We start from the raw sequence: 22,087 nt of genomic DNA on the forward strand, positions 1-22,087 counted from the left end.
GATTTGTGCTATTTTGCTCAGGTTTGCGCCAGGGGTAAGCGTGGCGCCGACGGATTAACACCGTTCATAACCGCAGTGATGCAGGCACAGGGATGCGATTAACAACTAAATTTTCTGCGTTTATTACCTTATTAAGTTTACTGGCGATGATATTGATGCTGGTGGGCTGCGCTTTTAGTTTTATCTGGCTATCGCAGCAGCGCGTGGAAACGCGGATGCAAACGCTGGCGACTGAAGTAGATAAAGCATTGGCTTCACAATCGCCGCAGGAAATCACGCAGTGGCTAACGCGCATGATGCCGGTGGTCAATGCCGAACAGGTGCAACTGCTGAACGGCGATACGTTAGTGTTCAGTTTAGCCCGCCATGAAAATCCGATGTTAGAAGATGAGCCTAATCGCTTTGTGCAGTTCGATTTGCCCCTGACGCATTCGCCGGGCCTCGAACTGCGCGTGGTGGTGCTGGATCCGGCCAAAACCCTGTTTCGCTCCTTTACCGGCACTTATACGCTGGTGGTCCTGTTTACGGTCGTCGCGATCATGTGCGTGCTGCTGGTCATGACCAATCGCTGGCTCAAGCGGCGCTGGCAGGATATGGAACAGTTAGAAGCGCGCGCCGATCGCATTCTGACCGGTGAACGTCATTCGCAGGGTGACCATGCGGCGGAATGGCCGCCGAAAGCCAGTCGCGCCATCGATGCGCTGCTGGGCGATCTGCAGGAAGCGGGCGAGCAGCGTTTACGCATCGATACCTTAATTCGCACCTTTGCGGCGCAAGATCCGCGTACCGGCCTGAACAATCGTTTGTTCTTTGATAACCAATTGGCGACGTTGCTGGAAGATCAGGAAGATGTCGGCACGCACGGCGTGGTGATGATGGTGCGTCTGCCGGACCTCGATATGCTGCACGAAACCCTCGGCCCAACGCTGGTGGAAGAGTATCTGTTTGATTTGATTAATATGCTGTCGACCTTTGTGCTGCGCTATCCGGGCGCGCTGCTGGCGCGATATTTCCGCAGTGATTTCGCCGTCTTGCTGCCGCATCGCACTTTAAAAGAAGCCAACAGCATTGCCGATCAACTGATTAATGCCGTCGATTCACTGCCGCCGATGCGCATGGTCGATCGTGATGATTTGATCCACATCGGCATCAGCGCGTGGCGCAGCGGTCAGAGCGTGTCGCAGGTGATGGAAAATGTGGAGATGGCTACGCGGCGTGCGGCATTGCAGGGCGGTAATAGCTGGTCGGTTGGCGAAGGCAATACGCTGGATATGGGGCGCGGCAGTGTGCGCTGGCGGACCTTGCTGGAGAACACGCTCAATCGTGGTGGTCCGCGACTGTACCAAAAGCCGGCGGTGTTGCTGGATGGAAAAGTCCATCATCGTGAATTACTGACGCGTGTGTTTGATGGCGACAAAGAAGTGGTGTCGGCTGAGTTTATGCCGCTGGTATTGCAGCTGGGTATGACTGACAGCTGGGATCGTCAACTGGTGACGCGCATCGCGGCGCTTTCGGAAGTGTGGCCGGACGAAACTCTGGCACTTCCCGTGAATATTGATTCGCTGTTGCAGCGGCCTTTTCAGCGCTGGCTGCAAAAACTGCTGCTGCAGTGCAGCAAATCGCAAAGAAAACGTTTTTTATTTGAACTTGCTGAGGCCGACGTTTGTCAACACATCAGCCGTTTAGTGCCGGTTTTTCACATGTTAACCGCATTTGGCTGTCGCATTGCGGTGGATCAGGCTGGTTTGACGGTGGTGAGCAGCGCTTATATCAAACAATTCCCGATAGAAGTGATTAAACTTGCGCCGGGTTTGGTACGCAATATTGAACGACGCACCGAGAACCAGCTGTTTGTGCAGAGCTTGCTGGAAGTGTGTAAGTCATCGCCAACTCAAGTTTTCGCCGCGGGTGTGCGAACACGCGCGGAGTGGCAAACGCTGTCGGGATTAGGTGTTTCGGGCGGGCAGGGCGATTTCTTTGCGCCTTCGTTGCCGGTCAACAGTAATGTAAAGAAACACTCGCAACGTTATCGAATTTAGACCTTCAGCGCGCGAAGTGCAGGCTGATGGCTGTTTTTATCGCTTATTAGTGCCGGAGCGCGCGATGCTGGCGGCTGGAAATGTTAGATTTTATGTCGAAATTCGCCGGCTAGCGCCGGGGCAATTTAGGTTAAAACGGCGAGTTAACGCCATTTAACTGCGGCAAAAGACCCTACGATCAGGCCAAAAAAGTATTCAGCGTATTTTTTCACCGAAGCCGAACGTTTTTGCGCCTTGTAGCGGCTTCGCGTGGTTGGTAAAGTAGGCGGATTTTATTTTCCGCCCCCAGCTTGCAGGATTATCCCTTAGTATGTTTAAAAAATTTCGTGGCATGTTTTCCAATGACTTGTCCATTGACCTGGGTACCGCGAATACCCTGATTTACGTGAAAGGACAAGGCATCGTGTTAAACGAGCCTTCTGTGGTTGCCATTCGTCAGGATCGTGCCGGCTCCCCAAAGAGCGTAGCGGCTGTCGGTCATGACGCTAAGCAGATGCTGGGCCGTACGCCGGGCAACATCGCTGCTATCCGTCCTATGAAAGATGGCGTGATCGCCGACTTCTTCGTTACCGAAAAAATGCTGCAGCACTTCATTAAGCAAGTGCATAGCAATAGCTTTATGCGTCCAAGCCCGCGTGTGCTGGTCTGCGTACCGGTGGGTGCGACCCAGGTTGAGCGTCGCGCCATCCGTGAATCTGCACAGGGTGCAGGCGCACGCGAAGTGTTCCTGATTGAAGAGCCAATGGCGGCGGCGATTGGTGCAGGTCTGCCGGTTTCTGAAGCAACCGGTTCTATGGTGGTGGATATCGGTGGTGGTACCACTGAAGTAGCAGTGATCTCGCTGAACGGCGTGGTTTACTCCTCTTCTGTGCGTATTGGTGGTGACCGCTTCGATGAAGCTATCATTAATTATGTTCGCCGCAACTACGGTTCACTGATTGGTGAAGCGACTGCAGAGCGTATCAAGCATGGTATCGGTTCTGCTTATCCGGGCGATGAAGTACACGAGATTGAAGTTCGCGGCCGTAACCTGGCAGAAGGTGTGCCACGTGGCTTTACCCTGAACTCGAACGAGATTCTTGAAGCGCTGCAGGAACCGCTGACCGGCATAGTGAGCGCGGTGATGGTTGCACTGGAACAGTGCCCGCCAGAGCTGGCCTCTGACATCTCCGAGCGCGGTATGGTGCTGACCGGAGGTGGCGCATTGCTGCGTAACCTCGATCGCCTGCTGATGGAAGAGACCGGTATTCCGGTGGTCGTGGCAGAAGATCCGCTGACCTGCGTAGCACGCGGCGGTGGTAAAGCGTTGGAAATGATCGACATGCATGGCGGCGATTTGTTCAGCGAGGAGTAATTCCTCAACGGCTGAGGCCCTGGTCAAATTGCGCAGGGAATAGCGCCTATGCTGACGCTGCTGCTGCAACGCACGACGGCGAGATGCGTCCAGCCCTGGAGGCGTTGGTGATTTAGGCTAACGCTTCTTCCCTGATGTCGAGGAACACGCAGAATTTATGAAGCCGATTTTTAGCAGGGGACCTTCCCTGCAGTTGCGCCTCTTTCTGGCAGTCATTGTGGCTATCGCGATTATTATCGCCGATAGCCGCGTGAGCTCCTTTTCCCAGATCCGCAACTACCTGGACACATCGGTCAGTCCATTTTATTTTTTGGCCAACGGGCCAAGACAACTTCTTGATGGCGTTTCCGAAACCCTGGCGTCACGTCAGCAATTGGAACTGGAAAATAAAGCACTGCGCCGTGAGCTCTTCCTGAAAAACAGTGACTTGCTGATGCTGGGGCAATATAAGCAGGAAAACGCGCGTCTGCGCGAACTGCTTGGCTCGCCGCTGCGCCAGGATGAGCACAAGATGGTGACGCAGGTGATCTCCACCGGCACCGATCCTTATACCGATCAGGTGGTTATCGACAAAGGCAGCGTAAACGGTGTTTACGAAGGCCAGCCGGTGATCAGTGATAAAGGTGTAGTCGGTCAGGTGGTCGCGGTGGGTCAGGTGACCAGCCGCGTACTGTTGATTTGCGACGCGTCGCATGCGTTGCCGATTCAGGTGCTGCGTAATGATATTCGTGTTATAGCCGCCGGTAATGGCTGCAGCGAAGATCTGCAGCTGGAGCATCTACCGGGCAACACCGATATTCGCGTGGGCGATGTGTTAGTCACGTCTGGCCTGGGCGGCCGCTTCCCGGAAGGTTATCCGGTTGGCGTGGTCTCTTCGGTGAAAGTCGATACGCAGCGCGCTTACACGGTGATTCAGGCGCGTCCAGCCGCTGGCTTGCAGCGATTGCGCTATCTGCTGCTGCTGTGGGGCGCGGATCGCAACGGCGTCGCACCGATGGCACCGGACGAAGTGCATCGCGTGGCCAACGAACGTTTAATGCAGATGATGCCGCAGGTGCTGCCGCCAGCAGGCGAAATGGGCCCACCGGCACCGGATACTTTGCAGTCTTCGCAGCAAATGGGGCCACCGCAACCCGCTAACAGCAGTCGTTCGCAAGGGAATTCTGCGAACACACGCGGAGGCCAGCCTTGAGTCGATATCGCAGCCAGGGCCGATGGGTTATCTGGCTGTCCTTTCTGATTGCCCTCATCCTGCAAATCATGCCGTGGCCGGAACAGATCTATATGTTCCGGCCATCATGGCTGTTGCTGATCCTCATTTATTGGGTGCTGGCGCTGCCGCATCGGGTGAATGTTGGCACCGGTTTTTGTCTTGGTGCCATTATGGATCTGGTGGCGGGTTCAACGCTGGGCGTGCGCGCATTAGCCTTTAGCATCATCGCGTATCTGGTGGCCTTTAAATTTCAGTTATTCCGAAACTTAGCGTTGTGGCAGCAGGCATTAATGGTTATGGTGCTGTCCCTTGCGGTGGATGTGATTGTTTTCTGGGCAGAATTCCTGGTGATCAACGTCTCTTTCCGCCCGGAAATCTTCTGGAGTAGCGTGGTCGACGGCGTCCTGTGGCCCTGGCTATTCTTATTGATGAGAAAGATTCGCCGTCAATTCGCTGTTCAGTAAGGAATACTATGATAAGCCTGTACCTCGCATCCGGTTCACCGCGTCGACGTGAGCTGTTAACGCAGCTTGGTCTGCAATTTGAACGCCTGATTACCCACGTAGAAGAGCAGCGTCAGCCTGAAGAAGCGGCTGACGCTTACGTGCGTCGTCTGGCGTCGGATAAGGCGCGCGCGGGCGTTGCGGTGGCACCGCAGGATCTGCCGGTGCTGGGTGCTGATACCATCGTGGTGCTGAACGGTGAAGTACTGGAAAAACCGCAGGATGCCGCGCACGCCGCCGCGATGCTGAGCAAGCTGTCGGGACAAACTCATCAGGTGATGACCGCGGTGGCGCTGGCCGATACGCAGCGTGAGCTGGATTGTCTGGTGACCACGGACGTGACCTTCCGCACGATGACGGCGGAGGAAATTTCGCACTATATCGCCAGTGGCGAGCCGATGGATAAAGCCGGCGCGTACGGCATTCAGGGCCTTGGCGGCAATTTTGTCCGCAAGATTAATGGAAGTTATCACGCCGTGGTGGGATTGCCGCTGGTTGAGACCGGTGAGCTGCTGAGTCATTTTCAGTCACTGCGGGCGTTAAGGGGACAAGATGACGGCTGAACTGCTGGTAAATGTGACACCTTCAGAAACCCGTGTTGCCTATATTGATGGCGGCATTCTGCAGGAAATCCACATTGAGCGTGAAGCACGACGTGGCATCGTGGGCAACATCTATAAAGGACGCGTCAGTCGCGTCTTACCTGGCATGCAGGCGGCCTTTGTCGATATCGGCATGGAAAAAGCCGCCTTTCTGCACGCTTCCGACATCATGCCGCACACCGAATGCGTGGCGGGTGATGAGAAGAAAAATTTTGTGGTGCGCGACATTGGCGAGCTGGTGCGTCCCGGCCAGGATCTGATGGTGCAGGTGGTGAAAGATCCGCTGGGCACCAAAGGTGCGCGCCTCACCACCGACATTACTTTGCCCTCGCGCTATCTGGTGTTTATGCCTGGCGCGTCACACGTCGGCGTCTCGCAGCGTATTGAGAGCGAGGCCGAGCGTGAACGACTGAAAACGGTGGTTGCAGCGCACTGTGACGATCTCGGCGGCTTTATTATTCGTACCGCTGCGGAAGGCATTGGTTCAGAAGAGTTGTCGCAGGATGCCGCTTTCCTGAAACGTTTGTGGACCAAAGTCAGCGAGCGTAAAAAGCGTAATCAGACGCGCTGCCTGCTCTACGGTGAACTGGCATTAGCGCAGCGCGTGCTGCGTGATTTCGCCGGTGCCGCGCTGGATCGCATTCGCGTGGACTCACGTTTGACCTGTGATTTGCTGGTGGAATTTACCAGCGAATATATTCCGGAAATGGCCAGCAAGCTGGAGCTTTACAGCGGCAAACAGCCGATTTTTGATCTGTTCGACGTTGAGAACGAAATCCAGCGTTCGCTGGAGCGTAAGGTCGAGCTAAAATCCGGCGGCTATCTGATTATCGATCAAACCGAAGCCATGACCACGGTGGATATCAACACCGGTGCGTTTGTCGGACACCGCAATCTCGACGAGACCATCTTCAACACCAACATTGAAGCGACGCAAGCGATCGCGCGTCAGCTGCGACTGCGCAACCTCGGCGGCATCATCATTATCGATTTCATCGACATGAGTAACGACGAGCATCGCCGCCGCGTGCTGCATTCGCTGGAGAGCGCGCTGAGCAAAGATCGGGTGAAAACCGGCATCAATGGTTTCTCGGCGCTCGGTTTGGTGGAGATGACGCGTAAACGCACGCGTGAAAGTATTGAACATGTGCTGTGCGCCGATTGCCCGGTGTGTAAAGGGCGCGGCACCTTGAAAACGGTGGAAACCGTCTGCTATGAGATCATGCGTGAAATTGTGCGCGTGCATCACGCCTACGATTCCGACCGTTTCCTGGTGTACGTTTCCCCGGCGGTGGGCGACGCGCTGAAGGGCGAAGAGTCACACGCGCTGGCGGAAGTGGAGATTTTCGTCGGGAAACAGGTCAAAGTTCATGTTGAACCGCTCTATACCCAAGAGCAGTTTGATGTCGTCATGATGTGATTTTGAGGTTGAGTTCCGCAAGCCAACGGACAGCAAGGAGAGGTGTGTGAGGCGGTTGCCGAGGATTTTGTTACTGCTGCTCGCCGCAATCATCGTAATTGTGGCGCTGCTGGTCAGCGGGTTGCGCCTCGTGATGCCGCACCTCAACAGTTATCGCAGCGATATTCTGCAGACGATCTCACGCGTCAGCGGCGTCACGGTGACGGCCAGCGAACTGCAGGGCAAATGGGAGAATTTTGGCCCGACGCTGCAGATGCGCAATCTCAACGTCGCGATGCAGGAAGATGGGCAACTGACCATCGGCCGCGTCAATCTGGCGCTCAATGTGTGGCAATCGCTGCTGCACTGGCGCTGGCAATTCCGCGATCTCACCTTCTGGCAGCTGCATCTCGAAACCAACCATCCGCTGTTCACCAGTGACGAACAGAAGAACAGCTTCAAACCGGCGCAAATTAACGATCTGTTTTTGCGTCAGTTCGATCACTTCGATCTGCGCGACAGCAGCATCCGTTTTCTGACGCCGTCCGGCCAGCATGCTGAACTGGCGATTCCACGCCTTACCTGGCTGAACGAAAATACCCGTCACCGCGCCGAGGGCGAAGTGAGCCTCTCCAGTTTTACCGGCCAGCATGGCGTGGTGCAGGTGAGGCTCGATCTCAACGACAGCAACGGTTTACTCAGCGATGGCCGCATCTGGATGCAGGCCGATGATGTGGATGTGCGACCGTGGATTGGTCCGTGGCTGCGTGATAACACCAGCCTTGAAAGCGCGCGCTTCAGTCTGGCCGCGTGGGCGAATTTGCGCGATGGCGATCTCTACGCCGGTGATTTGCTGTTGAGCAAAGGTGGCGCGCGCTGGCGCGGCGAGCAGGGCGATCATCAATTAGAGGTTGATGGCTTAACCGCGCACTTGTCGCGCTACCAGAATGGCTGGAGCCTTTCGGTACCGCAAACCCGCTTGAGAACGGATGGCATCGCATGGGCGCCAGGACATTTTTCCCTGCTGTGGAAGCCAGAAGATAAGCAGATGCTCGGCGCCAACAGTGCGCCGGAGATGCGCGTGCGTGCCACGCAGCTGGATTTAGAACGTCTGGCGCCCGTCGTTCCGCTGTTTGCACCGCTTTCCCCAACCTTGCTGGATAACTGGCGTGCGCTACAGCCACGCGGCCACATTGATGCGCTGGCGCTGGATATCCCGCTGCAGCAGCCTGAGCAAACGCGTTTGCAGGTGAAATGGCGCGATCTCGCCTGGCAACAGTGGGAATTACTGCCGGGTATCAGCAATCTCAGCGGGAGCGCCAGCGGCAGCTTAAACAACGGCTTGCTGGATGTGGCGATGGGCCAGGCGGAAGTACCGTACGGCGATATGTTTCAGGCTCCGCTGCAGATTAAACAGATCACTGGCCAGCTCAACTGGCTACGCGATGCTAACGGCTTAACGCTGGATGGACATCAGCTGGATGTGCAGGCCCGTTCGCTGTGGGCACGCGGCGATTTCCGCTACCAGCAGAATTTGGGTAGCGCGCCGCGCCTCGATATTCTCGCCGGAATTCGCGTTACCGATGCTGGCGATGCGTGGCGCTATTTCCCGCAGCAGCTGATGGGCCACGATCTTACTCACTATCTCAGTGACGCGATTAAAGGCGGGCAGGTGGATAACGCCACGCTGCTGTTTGCTGGCGATCCCTCGCTGTTCCCGTTCAAACACAATGACGGCATGTTTGAAGTTTGGGTTCCGCTGCGCAATGCCACCTTCCAGTTCCAGCCCGGCTGGCCAGCGCTGGAAAACCTCGACATCAATCTCGACTTCCTCAACAACGGTTTGTGGATGAAAGCCGATAAAACCAGGCTCGGCGAGGTTGATGCGCGCAACGTCAGCGCGGTGATCCCGGATTACCTAAAAGAGAAGTTGATCATCGATGGCGATATCAGCGGCGAAGGCAAAAAAATCGCTGACTATTTCGAGCAAACACCGCTGAAACCGACGCTCGGCGCGGCGCTGCAGGAGCTACAGATTGGCGGCAATGTGCGCGGCACGTTGAATCTTGATATTCCACTGGATGGCGAGCAGGTGCACGCCAGCGGCAATGTGATGCTGAACAACAACAGCCTGCATATCAAGCCGTTAAATACCACGCTGAACAATCTCACCGGCCGCTTCCGTTACAATAACGGCAATCTGGAGAGTGAAGAGCTGCAGGCCAACTGGTTCGGACAGCCAACCGGCGTGAGTTTCAGCACGAAAGAGAATCCCAATGATTTTGGCGTGAACGTCAAACTGCTGGGCGATTGGCAGCCAGGTAAACTCAAGGTGCTGCCGGATGCCATCACGCGTCAGTTAGACGGCTCTTTACCGTGGCAGGGCAATGTGGATATCACGCTGCCGCATAAAGGCGGCGCAACCTACAAAGTGGCACTGCAAGGCGAGGGCAAAGCAGTAAGCAGTCACTTACCAGCACCGCTGGATAAAGCGGCTGGTGAAGCGATGCCGATTACCATCAACGCGGATGGCGATCTGAAAGGCTTTACCTTGAGCGGCAGCGTGCGCGAGCGCCATCGTTTCAATAGCCGCTGGATTCTGGAGCCGCAGCTGCGCGTTGATCGCGGGATCTGGCTGAATGATGCGAAAAGCACACCGAAGCTGCCCGAGAAGCGCGGCATGGAGCTGAATCTCCCGCCGCTGAATGGCGAAGCCTGGATGGGGATGATGGCTGGCGCGGGCAGTGCGCGTAACGCTCAGGGCGAGCCGGAAGTGGGCGGCGCGGCGCTGCCGGGCGACTTTATTCTGCGCACACCGGCGCTGACGCTTGGTGGTCAGCAATGGCACGACGTTAACGCTACCGTTACGCAGGGGCCAGCCGGCAATACCCACTTGCAGCTGGAGAGCCGTGAAGCACGTGGCAGTTTGCAGACGGCGCAGCGCTCTCCGTGGCAGATCAACCTGAGCTATCTTTACTACAATCCTGAATGGGCTGAGAAAAGCGATGGAAAATCATCGCCGTTTGGCGGCAACAGCAGAAACATCAACTTCAGCAGCTGGCCAGCGTTGCAGCTCAACTGTGATGAGTGCTGGATTCGCGGGCAGAAGTTTGGCCATATGCAGGCGAAGCTACAGCCGCAAGGCGATACGTTAGCACTTACTAACGCCTCGATTGATTCTGGCAGCTCTAAATTAAATGTGGCGGGTGAATGGGTGAATAAACCCGGCGATCAGCGCACTTCGCTGAAGGGCAGCCTGAGCGGCGACAACATCAATGACGCGGCTAACTGGTTTGGCATGAATACGCCGCTGCGCGATGCACCGTTTAAACTCGATTACGATCTGCACTGGCGTTCTGCGCCGTGGCAGCCATCGGAAGAGACGCTAAGCGGTACGCTGAAAACCCACTTTGGCAAAGGTCAGATCGCCGATGTGAACACCGGCCGTGCCGGGCAGTTGCTGCGCCTGTTTAGCTTTGATGCCTTGCTACGCAAGATGCGCTTCGATTTCAGCGACACCTTTAGTGACGGTTTCTATTTCGATTCGATCAACGGCACCGCGTGGATTGAAAACGGTGTGATGCGTACCGATAACCTGCTGGTGGATGGCCTGGAAGCGGATATCGCCATGAAGGGCAACATCGATTTGGTGAAGCGCCAGATCGACATGGAAGCGGTGGTCGCCCCGGAAATCTCCGCGTCGGTTGGCGTCGCCACTGCATTCGTCATCAATCCGGTGGTCGGTGCTGCGGTCTTCGCCGCCAGCAAAGTGCTGGGACCGCTGTGGAATAAGATTTCACTGTTGCGCTACCACATCAGCGGACCGCTGGATAAGCCGGAAATCAATGAAGTACTGCGCAAACCGCGTGAAGACGAGAAGAAGTGAATTTGACGCCGTCGGGTAATTGCCGCAGGCTATGACTATCCGAGCACATAATGAGTGAGAAACGATGACTCTGAATCTGGTAAGTGAGCAGTTGCTAACTGCGAACAGCATTAATCAGCAGGACCTTTATTCCCTGTTAGGGCAGCTTTCAGAACGTCGTCTGGATTATGCCGATCTCTATTTCCAGTCCAGTTTCCACGAATCCTGGGTGCTGGAAGACAAAATTATTAAAGATGGTTCTTACCATATCGATCAGGGCGTGGGCGTCCGCGCCGTGAGCGGCGAGAAAACCGGTTTCGCCTACGCTGACCAGATTTCCCTGAATGCACTGCGTCAGTCGTCTGAAGCGGCGCGCAGCATCGTGCGTGAACAAGGCAACGGTAAAGCGCATACCTTATCGGCGGTGCTGAACCGTTCGTTGTATGCGCCCGTTAATCCGCTGGATAGCCTGACGCGCGAAGACAAAATTGCCCTGCTGCACCGTGTTGATAAAGTGGCGCGTGCTGCCGATCCACGTGTGCAGGAAGTGAATGCCAGCTTGAGCGGTGTTTACGAACAGGTGCTGGTCGCCGCAACTGACGGCACGCTGGCCGCAGATATTCGTCCGCTGGTGCGTCTTTCCATCAGCGTGCAGGTGGAAGATCAGGGTAAACGCGAACGTGGCTCAAGCGGCGGCGGCGCGCGTACCGGTTATGAATTCTTCCTCGCTGATGAGAGCGGTGATGTGCGTGCCGATGCCTGGGCGCGCGAAGCGGTGCGCATGGCGCTGGTCAATCTCTCCGCCGTGGCGGCACCCGCTGGCATGTTGCCGGTGGTGCTGGGCGCAGGTTGGCCGGGTGTGCTGCTGCACGAAGCAGTTGGACATGGTCTGGAAGGTGACTTCAACCGTCGTGCGACATCGGTATTCAGCGGCAAAATGGGCCAGCTGGTGGCTTCAGAGCTGTGTACCGTGGTTGACGATGGCACCATTGAAGGTCTGCGCGGTTCACTGGCGGTCGATGATGAAGGCGTGCCGGGCCAGTACAACATGCTGATCGAAAATGGCGTGCTGAAAGGCTACATGCAGGACAAGTTGAATGCGCGCCTGATGGGCGTCAATCCAACTGGCAATGGTCGCCGTGAATCTTACGCGCACTTGCCAATGCCGCGCATGACCAACACTTACATGCTGGCAGGCAAATCGACGCCGCAAGATATCATTGAAAGCGTAGAGTACGGCATTTACGCGCCAAACTTCGGCGGCGGCCAGGTTGATATCACGTCCGGCAAGTTCGTGTTCTCCACCTCAGAAGCTTATCTGATCGAGAACGGCAAAGTGACGACGCCCGTGAAAGGCGCCACGCTGATTGGCTCCGGCATCGAAGCGATGCAGCAGATCTCGATGGTCGGCAACGATCTGGCGCTGGATAAAGGCGTCGGCGTATGCGGTAAAGAGGGACAAAGCGTACCGGTTGGCGTGGGTCAGCCAACGCTGAAGCTGGATAAAATCACCGTAGGTGGTACCGCCTAACGTTGTCAGGTCGCCATGTATGGCGACCTGAACATCTGCCCTCAACCTTTCCGATGCTGCTGATACTGCTGCGCTACCTGCCTGAAATACTCGGTCAGATAATCAATGCACACCTGCACTTTCAGCGGCAGCTTGTCTTTCTCAGTATAGAGCGCATAGACCGGGCGCGGCTCCGAGTGATATTGCGGGAACAGAATATCGATCTCCCCCGCATTGATCTCATCAATCACCCACATCAACGGCACATAGGCGATACCGCAACCTGCTTTAAGCCAGCGAATCAGCGTCTGCGAATCGTTGGTGACGAAACGGCCTTGCGGCGTAAGGCGGGTAACCAATCCTTCCGGCGCAACCAGTTCAAAAGTGTTATCCGGCCGCACGCTATATTCCAGCCACGAAAAATTATCGATCTCGCTGGGTTTTTCCGGCGTGCCATGCTGCGCCAGATAGCTCTTCGCCGCGCACACCACCATCGGCATTGCACCCAGCCGACGCGAGAACAAGTTCGAATCCTGCAGCGCGCCCACGCGCACCACCAAATCCAAACCGTTGGCAATCAAATCGGGAGCAGGAATGCCCGTCACCAGATTGACGCCCAAACCCGGATATTCGCGTAACATTTCGCTGGTCATCGCCGATAACACATTCTGCGCCATCGTCGATGAGCAGCCGATCCGTAGAATACCGATCGGCGTGTTGTTAAAGGCGTACAGCTGCTCGTGTACCTGCGACGCCTCCGCCAGCATGCGGCGACAGCCCTGAAAATAGATCTTTCCGGCCTCAGTCAGGCCAATGCTGCGCGTGCTGCGATTAAGCAATTTAACCTGTAACTCATCTTCCAGTTTGGCGACAATCTGGCTGATAGATGAAACGCTAAGCTGTAGCTGGCGCGCCGCGGCGGTAAATGAACCCAATTCAACCACTTTGGCGAAAATGGACATGCTTTTAAGTCGATCCATTGTTTACTCTGGCTAAAAAGTGATTTAGCTCACAATATGTAGAAAACGTATAGTCAAGCGCGTTACTATACGCGCGCTGGGTCTCTTCACTGCACCTGAACACGGCTGTGTTAGCCCGATGATACGCTATGATTAGCTCAACGCGGCCTGAATGTTGCCATCAGTTTATCCGTCATCCCCTGATCGTAAACCCAACGTGCTACACGGCACGTGGGCAGGTATCGGTGCAATCCGGCAAGGTCGAACTAAGGATCCGAAATGAGTGTGCTTCCGGTATTTGTCGTATTCGGGCTGAGTTTTCCGCCCATCTTCATTGAACTACTGGTTTCACTGGCGCTGTTCTGGCTGGTGAAACGCGTGCTAACGCCTAGCGGGATCTACGATCTGGTTTGGCATCCGGCACTGTTTAACACTGCGCTATATTGCTGCGTGTTTTACCTTGTATCCCGTTTATTCGTCTGAGGTTTTTTAAGTGAAAGCGCTAATAAGAAAAATCGCGCGATACGCGATTACACTCCTGCTGGTTGTCATCGCCATCGTGATCATCTTCCGCGCCTGGGTGTTCTACACCGAATCACCGTGGACGCGTGATGCCAAATTCTCTGCCGATGTGGTGGCGATCTCGCCTGACGTCACCGGCATCATCACTGACGTGCCGGTGCACGACAACCAGCTGGTGAAAAAAGGCGACACGCTGTTTGTGGTTGACCGTCCGCGCTACCAAAAAGCGCTGGACGAAGCCCAGGCGGATGTCGAGTATTACCAGGCTTTGGTGAGTGAAAAACGCCGTGAAGCCAGTCGCCGCAATCAGTTGGGGACCAGCGCGATGTCGCGTGAAGCGATTGAGCAATCCAATAACGATCTGCAAACCAGCGAGCATCAGCTGGCGAAGTCTGTGGCCACGCGCGATCTGGCGGTGATTGACCTCGATCGCACCACTATCAAAGCGCCATCTGACGGCTGGGTCACCAACCTCAATGTCTATCAGGGCGAATTCATCACGCGCGGCTCGGTAGCCGTGGCGTTGGTGCAACAGCACTCCTTCTATGTGCTGGCCTATATGGAAGAGACCAAGCTGGATGGCGTGCGTCCGGGCTTCCGCGCACAAATTACCCCGTTGGGGAGCAACGCGGTACTGCGTGGCACCGTTGACAGCATCGCGGCGGGCGTAACCAACAGCAGCAGCACCAGCGACAGCAAAGGCATGGCGACCATCGACTCGAATCTGGAGTGGGTGCGTCTTGCGCAGCGTGTGCCGGTGCGTATTCGTCTCGACGAGCAACCGGGCAACCGCTTCCCGGCGGGGACCACGGCGACGGTGGTGATCACCGGTGCGCAGGATCGCGAAACCAAAGTCTCGCCGCTGGCACAGTTGTTCAATCGCCTGCGTGAGTTTGGTTAAGCGAGGGCGATATGATTGAGTTTTTGCGTTTCCCGGTAAAGCTCACCTTCGCGCTGGTTGCGGCGTTGATGATTGGCTTTCACTTCAATCTGGAAACGCCGCGTTGGGCGGTAATGACCGCCGGCATCGTGGCCGGTGGTACCGCCTTTGCTGCGGGGGGCGATCCCTATTCTGGCGCGCTGCGCTATCGCGGCATTCTGCGCATCATCGGTACTTTTATTGGCTGTATCGCCGCGCTCACCATCATGATTGCCACGGTGCGCGCGCCGGTGGTGATGCTGCTGCTGTGCTGTATGTGGGCCGGCATGTGCGTGTGGCTCTCTTCGCTGATCAAAGTCGAAAACTCCTATGCGTTGGGTCTTGCCGGTTACACCGCGCTGATCATCGTGGTGACGGCGGATGCCAGCGGCGGCTTGACGCTGGCTCCGCAGTACGCGGTTGAGCGCTGCAGTGAAATCGTCATCGGTATTCTGTGTGCGATCCTCGCCGACATGCTGTTCTCGCCGCGTTCGATCAAAAAAGTGATTGAGCAGGAAGTGGACGCGCTGCTGGTGGCGCACTACAAATTGCTGCAGCTGTGCGTCGCGCATGAAGACAAAGAGGAAGTGGATAAAGCCTGGAGCGCGTTAGTGCGTCGCACCACGGCACTCAACGGCATGCGCGGCCAGCTGATGATGGAATCCTCACGCTGGAAAAACTCCAGCCGCCGCCTGCAAATGCTCAACACCTTATCGCTGACGCTGATCACGCAGGCCGCCGAAACTTTCCTGATTCAAAACTCGCGTCCGGAATACATTCCACCGCACTATCGTTTGCTGATCGAAAAAGAGGTCAACAGCGTCAACGATGTGCATAAGCGCATGAAGGTGATGCGTCGCCTGATTGGCGTGAGCAGCAAAACCGTGCCGGTGACGCTGGCGAGTTGGGTCGGCGCGGCCACTGAATATCTGCTGCTGATTAATGGCATTAAAAGTAATAGCCGCATCACCACGCTGGAAGAGAGCATTCTGCAGCGCGAGGTAGTAATTCAGGCGCGCTCTGCGGAAACCCATCACGCGATGATCAACGGTATACGTACCTTTGTCGCCACCGCGCTGGGATCGCTGTTCTGGCTGTATACCGGCTGGACATCAGGCAGCGGCTGCATGGTGATGCTGGCGGTGATTACCGCGCTGGCGATGCGTATGCCGAATCCGTTAATGATGGCGAAAGACTTCCTTTACGGCATGACGGTTGCGGTGCCGCTCGGCGCGCTCTACTTCATCTTTATTCTGCCCGCGACCCAGCAAAGTGCGCTGCTGTTGTGTATCGCCATAGGCGCGCTGGGTTTTATCGGCGGCATCTTCGTGCAGCGTCGTCAGTTGGGTACGCTGGGTGCGTTGATTGGTACCATCAACGTGCTGGTGCTGGATAACCCGATGAAGTTCGAGTTCAACGTATTCCTCGATAACGTGCTGGGCCAGGTGATTGGCTGCTTTGTAGCGATGATGGTGATTCTGCTGATTCGCGATAAATCCAAAGAGCGTACCGGACGTAAACTGCTGAATCGCTTTATGTATGCCGCAGTTGCTGCGCTGACCACTAATCAGGCGCGTCGTCGTGAAAATCACTTGCCGGCGCTGTATCAGCAACTGTTTTTGCTGCTCAACCTGTTCCCCGGCGATATCGATAAATACCGTATCGCGCTGACGCTGATTATCGGCCATCAACGCCTGCGCAATGCCGAAGTGCCGGTGAATGCAGATCTCTCGGCCTATCACCGCCAGCTGCGCTACACCGCCGACCGCATTATCTCCGCGACCAGCGATGATAAGCGGCGCTATTACTTCGAGCGGCTGCTGAAGGAGCTGGATGTGTATCAGGAAAAGCTGCAGCACTATGCTGCGCCTGATAACGTCACCGAGCCGGTGAAACGTCTGGCGCTGATGCTGGATAAGTATCAGAACACCTTAATACAAATCTGAAACTGGCCGCTGCAACCTGCAGCGGCCTTTTAGATCCCACGCTGACACAAAAACCTCTGATATTGGCATCTATACTTTCCTGACAGGACGCAAACTGACAGGAGAAAACCGATGTCCACTTCCCTGCAACAACACGAATTTTTCAAGACCGGCTATTTCGCTGATGGTCAGTGGCATAACGCCAGCGCCACCTTTGAGGTGACCAATCCTGCCACCGGCGAAGTTATCGCTAACGTGGCGAAAGCCGGCCAGCAAGAAACCGAACAGGCGATTGCCGCCGCGCAGCGTGCGTTTCCCGCCTGGCGCGATAAAACCGCCAAGGCGCGTGCCGAAATCCTCTATCGCTGGTATCAGCTGATCATCGAGAACAAAAGCTGGCTCGGCCAGTTGATGACGGCCGAGCAGGGTAAACCGCTTAAAGAAGCCGAAGGTGAAGTGGAATACGCCGCCAGCTTTATTCAGTGGTTTGCCGAGCAGGCGAAACGCGCCAACGGTGAAATCATCCCGCCGGCTAAACCGGCCTCGCGCATTCTGGCGACGCGCGAACCAATTGGTGTGGTCGCGGCGATTACGCCGTGGAATTTCCCGATGGCGATGCTGACGCGCAAACTTGGCCCCGCATTGGCCGCGGGCTGTACCGGCATCATCAAACCCGCTAACAACACACCGCTGAGCGCCTTCGCGTTGCTGGCGCTGGCGCAGAAAGCCGGAGTGCCTGATGGCGTACTCAATGCGGTGGCGGGCGATACGCATGCCATCAGCGACGCGATTATGGCCAGCAAGGCGGTGCGCAAAATCTCCTTTACTGGTTCCACCGCGGTGGGCAAAACGCTGATGCGTAATGCGGCTGAAACCATGAAAAAAGTCTCGATGGAGTTAGGCGGCAACGCGCCTTACATCGTGTTTGATGATGCCGATATTGATGCGGCGGTGCAGGGCGCGATTGCCAACAAATTCCGCAACGCCGGACAGGTGTGCGTCAGCGTCAACCGCTTCTATTTGCATAACGCGGTCTACGATCGCTTCGTTAATCAACTGGCCGATGCGGTGGGCAAACTAAAAGTCGGAAATGGCGTGGAAGAAGGGGTGATCGTTGGCCCGCTGATTGAGCCGTCCGCGCTGGAGAAAGTGGAAGAGCACGTCAAAGATGCATTGAGTAAAGGCGGCAAATTGCTGGTCGGCGGCGAACGTCATCCTCTTGGCGGCAACTTCTGGCAACCAACGGTGATTGGCGAAGCGCATGAAGAGATGAAGCTGGCGCAGGAAGAGACGTTTGGTCCGGTTGCGGCTTGCTTCCGCTTTGACGATGAAGCCGAGGTGATTGCGCGTGCCAATAACACCGAATTTGGCCTGGCGGCTTACTTCTACACGCAGAATCTGCAACGGGTGTTCCGCGTCTCAGCGGCGCTGGAAGCGGGCATGATCGGCATTAACGAATGCGCGGTATCCACTGAGCTGGCACCGTTTGGCGGCGTGAAAGAGTCTGGACTGGGACGCGAAGGATCGGTGTTGGGGATGGAAGAGTATCTGGAAGTTAAAGCGTTGCACCTCGGCGGACTCAGCTAGCCGCAACAACCAAGAGGGCGTCATGATGAGAACCGAGCGTTTCGATTTCGACGAGATTGTCGATCAAGCCCATTTTTATCGACAGTTTAGCGATCGTTTTGCGTTAGCCGATCTCGCCATCAACGATCTTGACGATCTTTGGGATGCGATTGTCGGTGAGCAACTGCCGTTGCCGCTGGAGATTGAATTTGTAAATCTGGGGAAAGGGCAGAAACGCCGGTATGGCGCATTGATCCTGCTATTTGATGAAGCAGAAGAGGAGCTGGAAGGCCAGCTCCGCTTCAATATAAAGTAAAAAGGGCCCCGGCGAGCGGGGCCAAAGGGTTCGTCTTAATTGACGAGGAATTACTTATACAGCTCAGCTGTCACGTGGTAGCTATCGCCGGTTTTCGCTTCAATCACTTTGTAAGCGCTGGCACCTTGCTCATCCGCTTTCTGCGAAAGCTCGGCACGATAGTCCATTGGCGAACCGCCGGTTCCGCTGATTGAAATGGTGCTGCCGGTAGGTTGCAGATTCTGCGCCTGTTGTTCGGTGACCAGTTGTGCTGCAGAAGCACCAAAGGCGAACAGGGAAAGCAGGGTAGCAGTTGCGATGGTTGTTTTGATTTTCATAATTTTCTCCTCGTTTAATCAACAACCTGCGGCAGAAAAGGGGTGGCGGGTCGTCGATCTATTGCCTGGCGCCATCAAGGCACCGGACGTTCAATTAGTGATTATTTGTACAGTTCAGCAGTCACGTGGAAGGTATCGCCACGGTTGCTTTCGATGATGCGGTAATGGCTGGCACCCTGCGCATCGGCTTTCTGTGACAGTTCCTGACGCACGTTGGTCTGGTCGCCGTCAACACCGCTCACGCTGATGGTTTGGTTCAGAGATTGCAGCTGTTCAGCTTGTTGGTTTGAAACCAGGCTGGCGGCACTCGCGCCAAAAGAAAGAACAGAAGCCAGGCCCAGTACTGCGATAGCTAATTTGGTTTTCATGATTCACTCTCCTGAAATGGGGGCCGGCAACCTGAGAGGCAAGAGCGTCTCAAACGGGTCGCCGTTCACATTGCTTTTTAAGTCAATAACTTATTTGTACAGCTCAGCGGTTGCGTGGTAGCTGTCACCGGTATTCGCCTCAACCACGCGATAGGCTTTCGCACCTTGCTGGTCGGCTTTATCGTTTAACTGCTGACGGATATCCATTGGAGAACCGCCCACGCCGCTGACGCTGATGGTACCCGCGGGTTGCAGATTCGCAGCCTGTTCGGCATTAATAGAATCTGCTGCAAAAGCACCAAATGACAGGGCAGAGAGAATACTTAAAGTCGCGATAGTAGTTTTAACGTTCATGATATTTTTCCTCGTCGTCTATTTTTATCTTTTTCTTTCGTGTGATTTGCATCACGAAAACAAGTATAGATCTAATCACCCATGAAATTAATACCGAGCTAATAATGTTTGGTTGTAATTCTTTATCCTTATGGCACTTTTTTAGAACCTGAAGTTATAAAGAACGCCTGGATCTTAACCAGAGGTGGTTATTTCACCGTAAAAACAATGATCTACATCAAATTATCTTTTAGTGCGAAAGATCGTGGTTGATCTCGCTGGCTGATACAGATAGAGAAGGGAAAGACACTGAGCACAATGTGTAAAGCAGCGTAAAATAGCGCATAAGGTTAAAAAGGCATAAAGGTCGTACCAATGATAGCGGCTGAAAAGAACCGCCAGGCATATGGATAACTTATTATTTACAAAGGAATTTGTAACAGAATGGTTACGAATGAAGCGCAAAGGGCAAGATAACCGGCAGAGGAACTGCCGGTATGCAGCAGGGTTTTATAGCTCTTGTTCGAATAAAACCAGGATCGCGTCGTACAGCTGTTTTACCGAGAAGGTGCGCGCGGGGGTAATAAAGATGGTGTCATCACCGGCAATGGTGCCGAGAATGCCTTCCGCTTTGCCCAGCGAATCCAGCAGGCGCGCAATCAGCTGCGCCGCGCCCGGACTGGTGTGAATCACCACTAACGCATCGTTGTAATCGATATCCAGCACCAGATTCTTCAGCGGGCTGGTGGTGGTGGGCACGCCGAGTTCAGCAGGCAGGCAGTAAACCATCTCCATCTTGGCGTTGCGCGTGCGCACCGCGCCAAACTTGGTCAGCATGCGAGAAACTTTGGACTGATTAATATTCTCGAAGCCGTCTTCCTGCAGCGCCTGCACGATTTCGCCCTGGGAGCTGAATTTCTCTTCCTTTAATAAGGCTTTAAACGCCTTAATCAAGTCGTCTTGTTTCGATGGGTTTCGCATAAGCTACCAATTAAAAAGGGGTTGCAGAGGGCAACAGGCCCACGGCAGATAAATTATTATGCATTTAGATGAATTTTTATGCAATAAGTCTGGTAAGAGAATCGCGGTAATGACCTGCGGGGCGGGCATCATAACAGAATATGATGTTGCACCAAAATCGCGGGTGGACGCGCAAAGCGAAGGTTGCAAAGTTGTTATATTATTGAAGTGGTAACAACAATATCGATGATCATTGCCGTCCATTGTCTTCTGGCTGCGAATGAATCATTCAGGCGACTTCTGAAGTGGAGATGTCTCGGGAGCCGATTGCGGCGTAGTGTTTAGTGCGCGACAGGTTTAGTCGCTATCGCCTGAGAAGTTGATTAAACTCGTAACCTGATGGATTTTCGGCATATCTCTGCCCCACCTTAATAAGGAGTTCAGGATGAAAGTTGCCGTTCTCGGTGCCGCTGGTGGTATTGGCCAGGCGCTCGCACTGCTGCTCAAAACGCAATTACCCGCAGGCTCAGCTCTCTCACTTTACGATATCGCCCCGGTAACGCCCGGTGTGGCGGTCGATCTCAGTCATATCCCAACGGCAGTCACCGTGGAAGGGTTTAGCGGTGAAGATGCTACGCCTGCGCTGCATGGTGCTGATGTGGTGCTGATCTCCGCGGGTGTGGCACGTAAGCCGGGCATGGATCGCGCCGACCTGTTTAACGTCAACGCCGGTATCGTGCGTAACCTGATCGAGCAGGTTGCCAGTACCGCGCCAAAAGCGCTGATTGGCGTCATCACCAATCCGGTGAATACGACGGTGGCGATTGCGGCCGAAGTGCTAAAAAAAGCCGGCGTGTATGACAAGAATCGCCTGTTTGGCGTTTCCACCCTCGATATCATCCGTGCCAATACCTTTGTCGCGGCGCTAAAAGGCAAGCAGCCTAACGAGATTGAAGTGCCGGTGGTGGGCGGGCATTCCGGCGTAACGATTCTGCCGCTGCTGTCGCAGGTGAAAGGCGTGAGCTTCAGCGAGCAGGAAGTGGCGGATCTCACCAAACGTATTCAGAACGCGGGCACCGAAGTGGTGGAAGCCAAAGCCGGTGGCGGATCGGCGACGCTGTCGATGGGACAGGCAGCGGCCCGTTTTGGCCTGTCATTGATTCGTGCCCTGCAAGGCGAAGCCAACGTGGTGGAGTGCGCGTATGTGGAAGGCGATGGCGAATATGCCCGCTTCTTCTCGCAGCCGCTGCTGCTGGGCAAAAACGGCATCGTTGAACGCCGTCCGCTGGGCACGCTGAGTGCCTTTGAACAGCAGGCGCTAAACGGCATGCTGGAAACGCTGAAGAAAGATATCTCGCAGGGCGAAGAGTTTGTGAAGTGATGAACTCTAAGCGGCAATAAAAAACGCCCGGCATCT

19 protein-coding genes are annotated in these 22,087 nt (G+C 55.2%); 14 read left to right on the forward strand and 5 right to left on the reverse strand.

Annotated features, from left to right (window positions below):
* The first annotated feature begins 92 nt into the window (after positions 1 to 92).
* From csrD to tldD, 8 genes are all read left to right on the forward strand, one after another.
* Entirely contained in the window at positions 93 to 2,039 is a 1,947-nt protein-coding gene (csrD, locus tag Q3H59_RS02290; RefSeq protein WP_137386621.1) for an RNase E specificity factor CsrD, read from the forward strand.
* Positions 2,040 to 2,349: 310 nt separating this feature from the next.
* Positions 2,350 to 3,393 (forward strand): rod shape-determining protein MreB, encoded by a 1,044-nt coding sequence (gene mreB / locus Q3H59_RS02295; protein WP_007891976.1) that lies wholly within the window; start codon positions 2,350 to 2,352, stop codon positions 3,391 to 3,393.
* 157 nt (positions 3,394 to 3,550) lie between these two features.
* Positions 3,551 to 4,585 (forward strand): rod shape-determining protein MreC, encoded by a 1,035-nt coding sequence (gene mreC, locus Q3H59_RS02300; protein ID WP_008101989.1) that lies wholly within the window; start codon positions 3,551 to 3,553, stop codon positions 4,583 to 4,585.
* Positions 4,582 to 5,070, forward strand: a complete 489-nt coding sequence (gene mreD / locus Q3H59_RS02305; RefSeq protein WP_101762839.1) for a rod shape-determining protein MreD — start codon at positions 4,582 to 4,584, stop codon at positions 5,068 to 5,070. The genes mreC and mreD overlap by 4 nt, the downstream gene beginning before the upstream one ends.
* Positions 5,071 to 5,078: 8 nt before the next feature.
* Positions 5,079 to 5,672, forward strand: coding sequence for a nucleoside triphosphate pyrophosphatase (locus Q3H59_RS02310; RefSeq protein WP_101762840.1), 594 nt, complete (start codon positions 5,079 to 5,081; stop codon positions 5,670 to 5,672).
* The gene (rng, locus tag Q3H59_RS02315) at positions 5,662 to 7,131 is read left to right on the forward strand and encodes a ribonuclease G (RefSeq protein WP_101762841.1); all 1,470 of its coding nucleotides are present in this window, start codon (positions 5,662 to 5,664) and stop codon (positions 7,129 to 7,131) included. The genes Q3H59_RS02310 and rng overlap by 11 nt, the downstream gene beginning before the upstream one ends.
* Before the next feature lie 46 nt (positions 7,132 to 7,177).
* A complete protein-coding gene (gene yhdP / locus Q3H59_RS02320; RefSeq protein WP_309832954.1) occupies positions 7,178 to 10,996 on the forward strand; it encodes an AsmA2 domain-containing protein YhdP in 3,819 nt (1,272 codons plus the stop codon).
* Positions 10,997 to 11,060: 64 nt separating this feature from the next.
* Positions 11,061 to 12,506 carry a metalloprotease TldD gene (tldD, locus tag Q3H59_RS02325; RefSeq protein ID WP_110867445.1) on the forward strand — a complete coding sequence of 482 codons (1,446 nt, stop codon included), beginning with the start codon at positions 11,061 to 11,063 and terminating at the stop codon, positions 12,504 to 12,506.
* A 41-nt stretch (positions 12,507 to 12,547) separates the two neighbouring features.
* Here the strand turns inward: tldD and aaeR are convergent, their stop codons facing one another.
* Entirely contained in the window at positions 12,548 to 13,465 is a 918-nt protein-coding gene (aaeR, locus tag Q3H59_RS02330; RefSeq protein WP_101762846.1) for an HTH-type transcriptional activator AaeR, read from the reverse strand.
* A gap of 258 nt (positions 13,466 to 13,723) precedes the next feature.
* Here aaeR and aaeX point away from each other — a divergent pair, with 258 nt between their 5' ends.
* The 5 genes from aaeX to Q3H59_RS02355 all read left to right on the forward strand — a co-directional run bounded on the left by aaeX (position 13,724) and on the right by Q3H59_RS02355 (position 18,692).
* On the forward strand, positions 13,724 to 13,927 hold the full coding sequence (aaeX, locus tag Q3H59_RS02335) for a p-hydroxybenzoic acid efflux pump operon protein AaeX (RefSeq protein ID WP_021508145.1): 204 nt from the start codon (positions 13,724 to 13,726) through the stop codon (positions 13,925 to 13,927).
* A gap of 10 nt (positions 13,928 to 13,937) precedes the next feature.
* Positions 13,938 to 14,867: a p-hydroxybenzoic acid efflux pump subunit AaeA gene (gene aaeA, locus Q3H59_RS02340; RefSeq protein WP_101762847.1), complete on the forward strand. Its 930-nt coding sequence runs from the start codon at positions 13,938 to 13,940 to the stop codon at positions 14,865 to 14,867.
* Positions 14,868 to 14,878: 11 nt separating this feature from the next.
* Entirely contained in the window at positions 14,879 to 16,831 is a 1,953-nt protein-coding gene (aaeB, locus tag Q3H59_RS02345) for a p-hydroxybenzoic acid efflux pump subunit AaeB (protein ID WP_222234931.1), read from the forward strand.
* A 111-nt stretch (positions 16,832 to 16,942) separates the two neighbouring features.
* On the forward strand, positions 16,943 to 18,397 hold the full coding sequence (locus Q3H59_RS02350) for an NAD-dependent succinate-semialdehyde dehydrogenase (RefSeq protein WP_309832959.1): 1,455 nt from the start codon (positions 16,943 to 16,945) through the stop codon (positions 18,395 to 18,397).
* A 25-nt stretch (positions 18,398 to 18,422) separates the two neighbouring features.
* Positions 18,423 to 18,692 carry a hypothetical protein gene (locus Q3H59_RS02355; protein ID WP_036647722.1) on the forward strand — a complete coding sequence of 90 codons (270 nt, stop codon included), beginning with the start codon at positions 18,423 to 18,425 and terminating at the stop codon, positions 18,690 to 18,692.
* Positions 18,693 to 18,742: 50 nt separating this feature from the next.
* Here Q3H59_RS02355 and yhcN (Q3H59_RS02360) read toward each other — a convergent pair whose 3' ends face one another.
* The 4 genes from yhcN (Q3H59_RS02360) to argR form a co-directional block, all read right to left on the reverse strand.
* The gene (gene yhcN / locus Q3H59_RS02360) at positions 18,743 to 19,009 is read right to left on the reverse strand and encodes a peroxide/acid stress response protein YhcN (protein WP_008101968.1); all 267 of its coding nucleotides are present in this window, start codon (positions 19,007 to 19,009) and stop codon (positions 18,743 to 18,745) included.
* 101 nt (positions 19,010 to 19,110) lie between these two features.
* Positions 19,111 to 19,377, reverse strand: coding sequence for a YdgH/BhsA/McbA-like domain containing protein (locus tag Q3H59_RS02365; protein WP_007891990.1), 267 nt, complete (start codon positions 19,375 to 19,377; stop codon positions 19,111 to 19,113).
* Positions 19,378 to 19,467: 90 nt separating this feature from the next.
* Entirely contained in the window at positions 19,468 to 19,731 is a 264-nt protein-coding gene (gene yhcN / locus Q3H59_RS02370) for a peroxide/acid stress response protein YhcN (RefSeq protein WP_309832961.1), read from the reverse strand.
* A 489-nt stretch (positions 19,732 to 20,220) separates the two neighbouring features.
* On the reverse strand, positions 20,221 to 20,691 hold the full coding sequence (argR, locus tag Q3H59_RS02375) for a transcriptional regulator ArgR (RefSeq protein WP_008101964.1): 471 nt from the start codon (positions 20,689 to 20,691) through the stop codon (positions 20,221 to 20,223).
* Positions 20,692 to 21,115: 424 nt separating this feature from the next.
* Between argR and mdh the strand changes: the two genes are divergently transcribed.
* Positions 21,116 to 22,051: a malate dehydrogenase gene (gene mdh / locus Q3H59_RS02380; protein ID WP_101762852.1), complete on the forward strand. Its 936-nt coding sequence runs from the start codon at positions 21,116 to 21,118 to the stop codon at positions 22,049 to 22,051.
* The last annotated feature ends 36 nt before the right edge of the window (positions 22,052 to 22,087 follow it).

Origin of the sequence: Pantoea sp. SORGH_AS_0659 (genome assembly GCF_031453915.1) — a bacterium.
GTDB lineage: Bacteria > Pseudomonadota > Gammaproteobacteria > Enterobacterales > Enterobacteriaceae > Pantoea > Pantoea leporis.

Excerpts from the sequence above, each read along its gene's own strand:
- yhcN (WP_008101968.1), bottom strand. The coding sequence starts at position 19,009 with ATGAAAATCAAAACAACCATCGCAACTGCTACCCTGCTTTCCCTGTTC.
- aaeX (WP_021508145.1), top strand. The coding sequence starts at position 13,724 with ATGAGTGTGCTTCCGGTATTTGTCGTATTCGGGCTGAGTTTTCCGCCC.
- csrD (WP_137386621.1), top strand. The coding sequence starts at position 93 with ATGCGATTAACAACTAAATTTTCTGCGTTTATTACCTTATTAAGTTTA.
- aaeR (WP_101762846.1), bottom strand. The coding sequence starts at position 13,465 with ATGGATCGACTTAAAAGCATGTCCATTTTCGCCAAAGTGGTTGAATTG.
- Q3H59_RS02310 (WP_101762840.1), top strand. The coding sequence starts at position 5,079 with ATGATAAGCCTGTACCTCGCATCCGGTTCACCGCGTCGACGTGAGCTG.
- mreC (WP_008101989.1), top strand. The coding sequence starts at position 3,551 with ATGAAGCCGATTTTTAGCAGGGGACCTTCCCTGCAGTTGCGCCTCTTT.
- aaeB (WP_222234931.1), top strand. The coding sequence starts at position 14,879 with ATGATTGAGTTTTTGCGTTTCCCGGTAAAGCTCACCTTCGCGCTGGTT.
- Q3H59_RS02365 (WP_007891990.1), bottom strand. The coding sequence starts at position 19,377 with ATGAAAACCAAATTAGCTATCGCAGTACTGGGCCTGGCTTCTGTTCTT.
- yhcN (WP_309832961.1), bottom strand. The coding sequence starts at position 19,731 with ATGAACGTTAAAACTACTATCGCGACTTTAAGTATTCTCTCTGCCCTG.
- rng (WP_101762841.1), top strand. The coding sequence starts at position 5,662 with ATGACGGCTGAACTGCTGGTAAATGTGACACCTTCAGAAACCCGTGTT.
- mdh (WP_101762852.1), top strand. The coding sequence starts at position 21,116 with ATGAAAGTTGCCGTTCTCGGTGCCGCTGGTGGTATTGGCCAGGCGCTC.
- Q3H59_RS02350 (WP_309832959.1), top strand. The coding sequence starts at position 16,943 with ATGTCCACTTCCCTGCAACAACACGAATTTTTCAAGACCGGCTATTTC.
- tldD (WP_110867445.1), top strand. The coding sequence starts at position 11,061 with ATGACTCTGAATCTGGTAAGTGAGCAGTTGCTAACTGCGAACAGCATT.
- Q3H59_RS02355 (WP_036647722.1), top strand. The coding sequence starts at position 18,423 with ATGAGAACCGAGCGTTTCGATTTCGACGAGATTGTCGATCAAGCCCAT.
- mreB (WP_007891976.1), top strand. The coding sequence starts at position 2,350 with ATGTTTAAAAAATTTCGTGGCATGTTTTCCAATGACTTGTCCATTGAC.
- argR (WP_008101964.1), bottom strand. The coding sequence starts at position 20,691 with ATGCGAAACCCATCGAAACAAGACGACTTGATTAAGGCGTTTAAAGCC.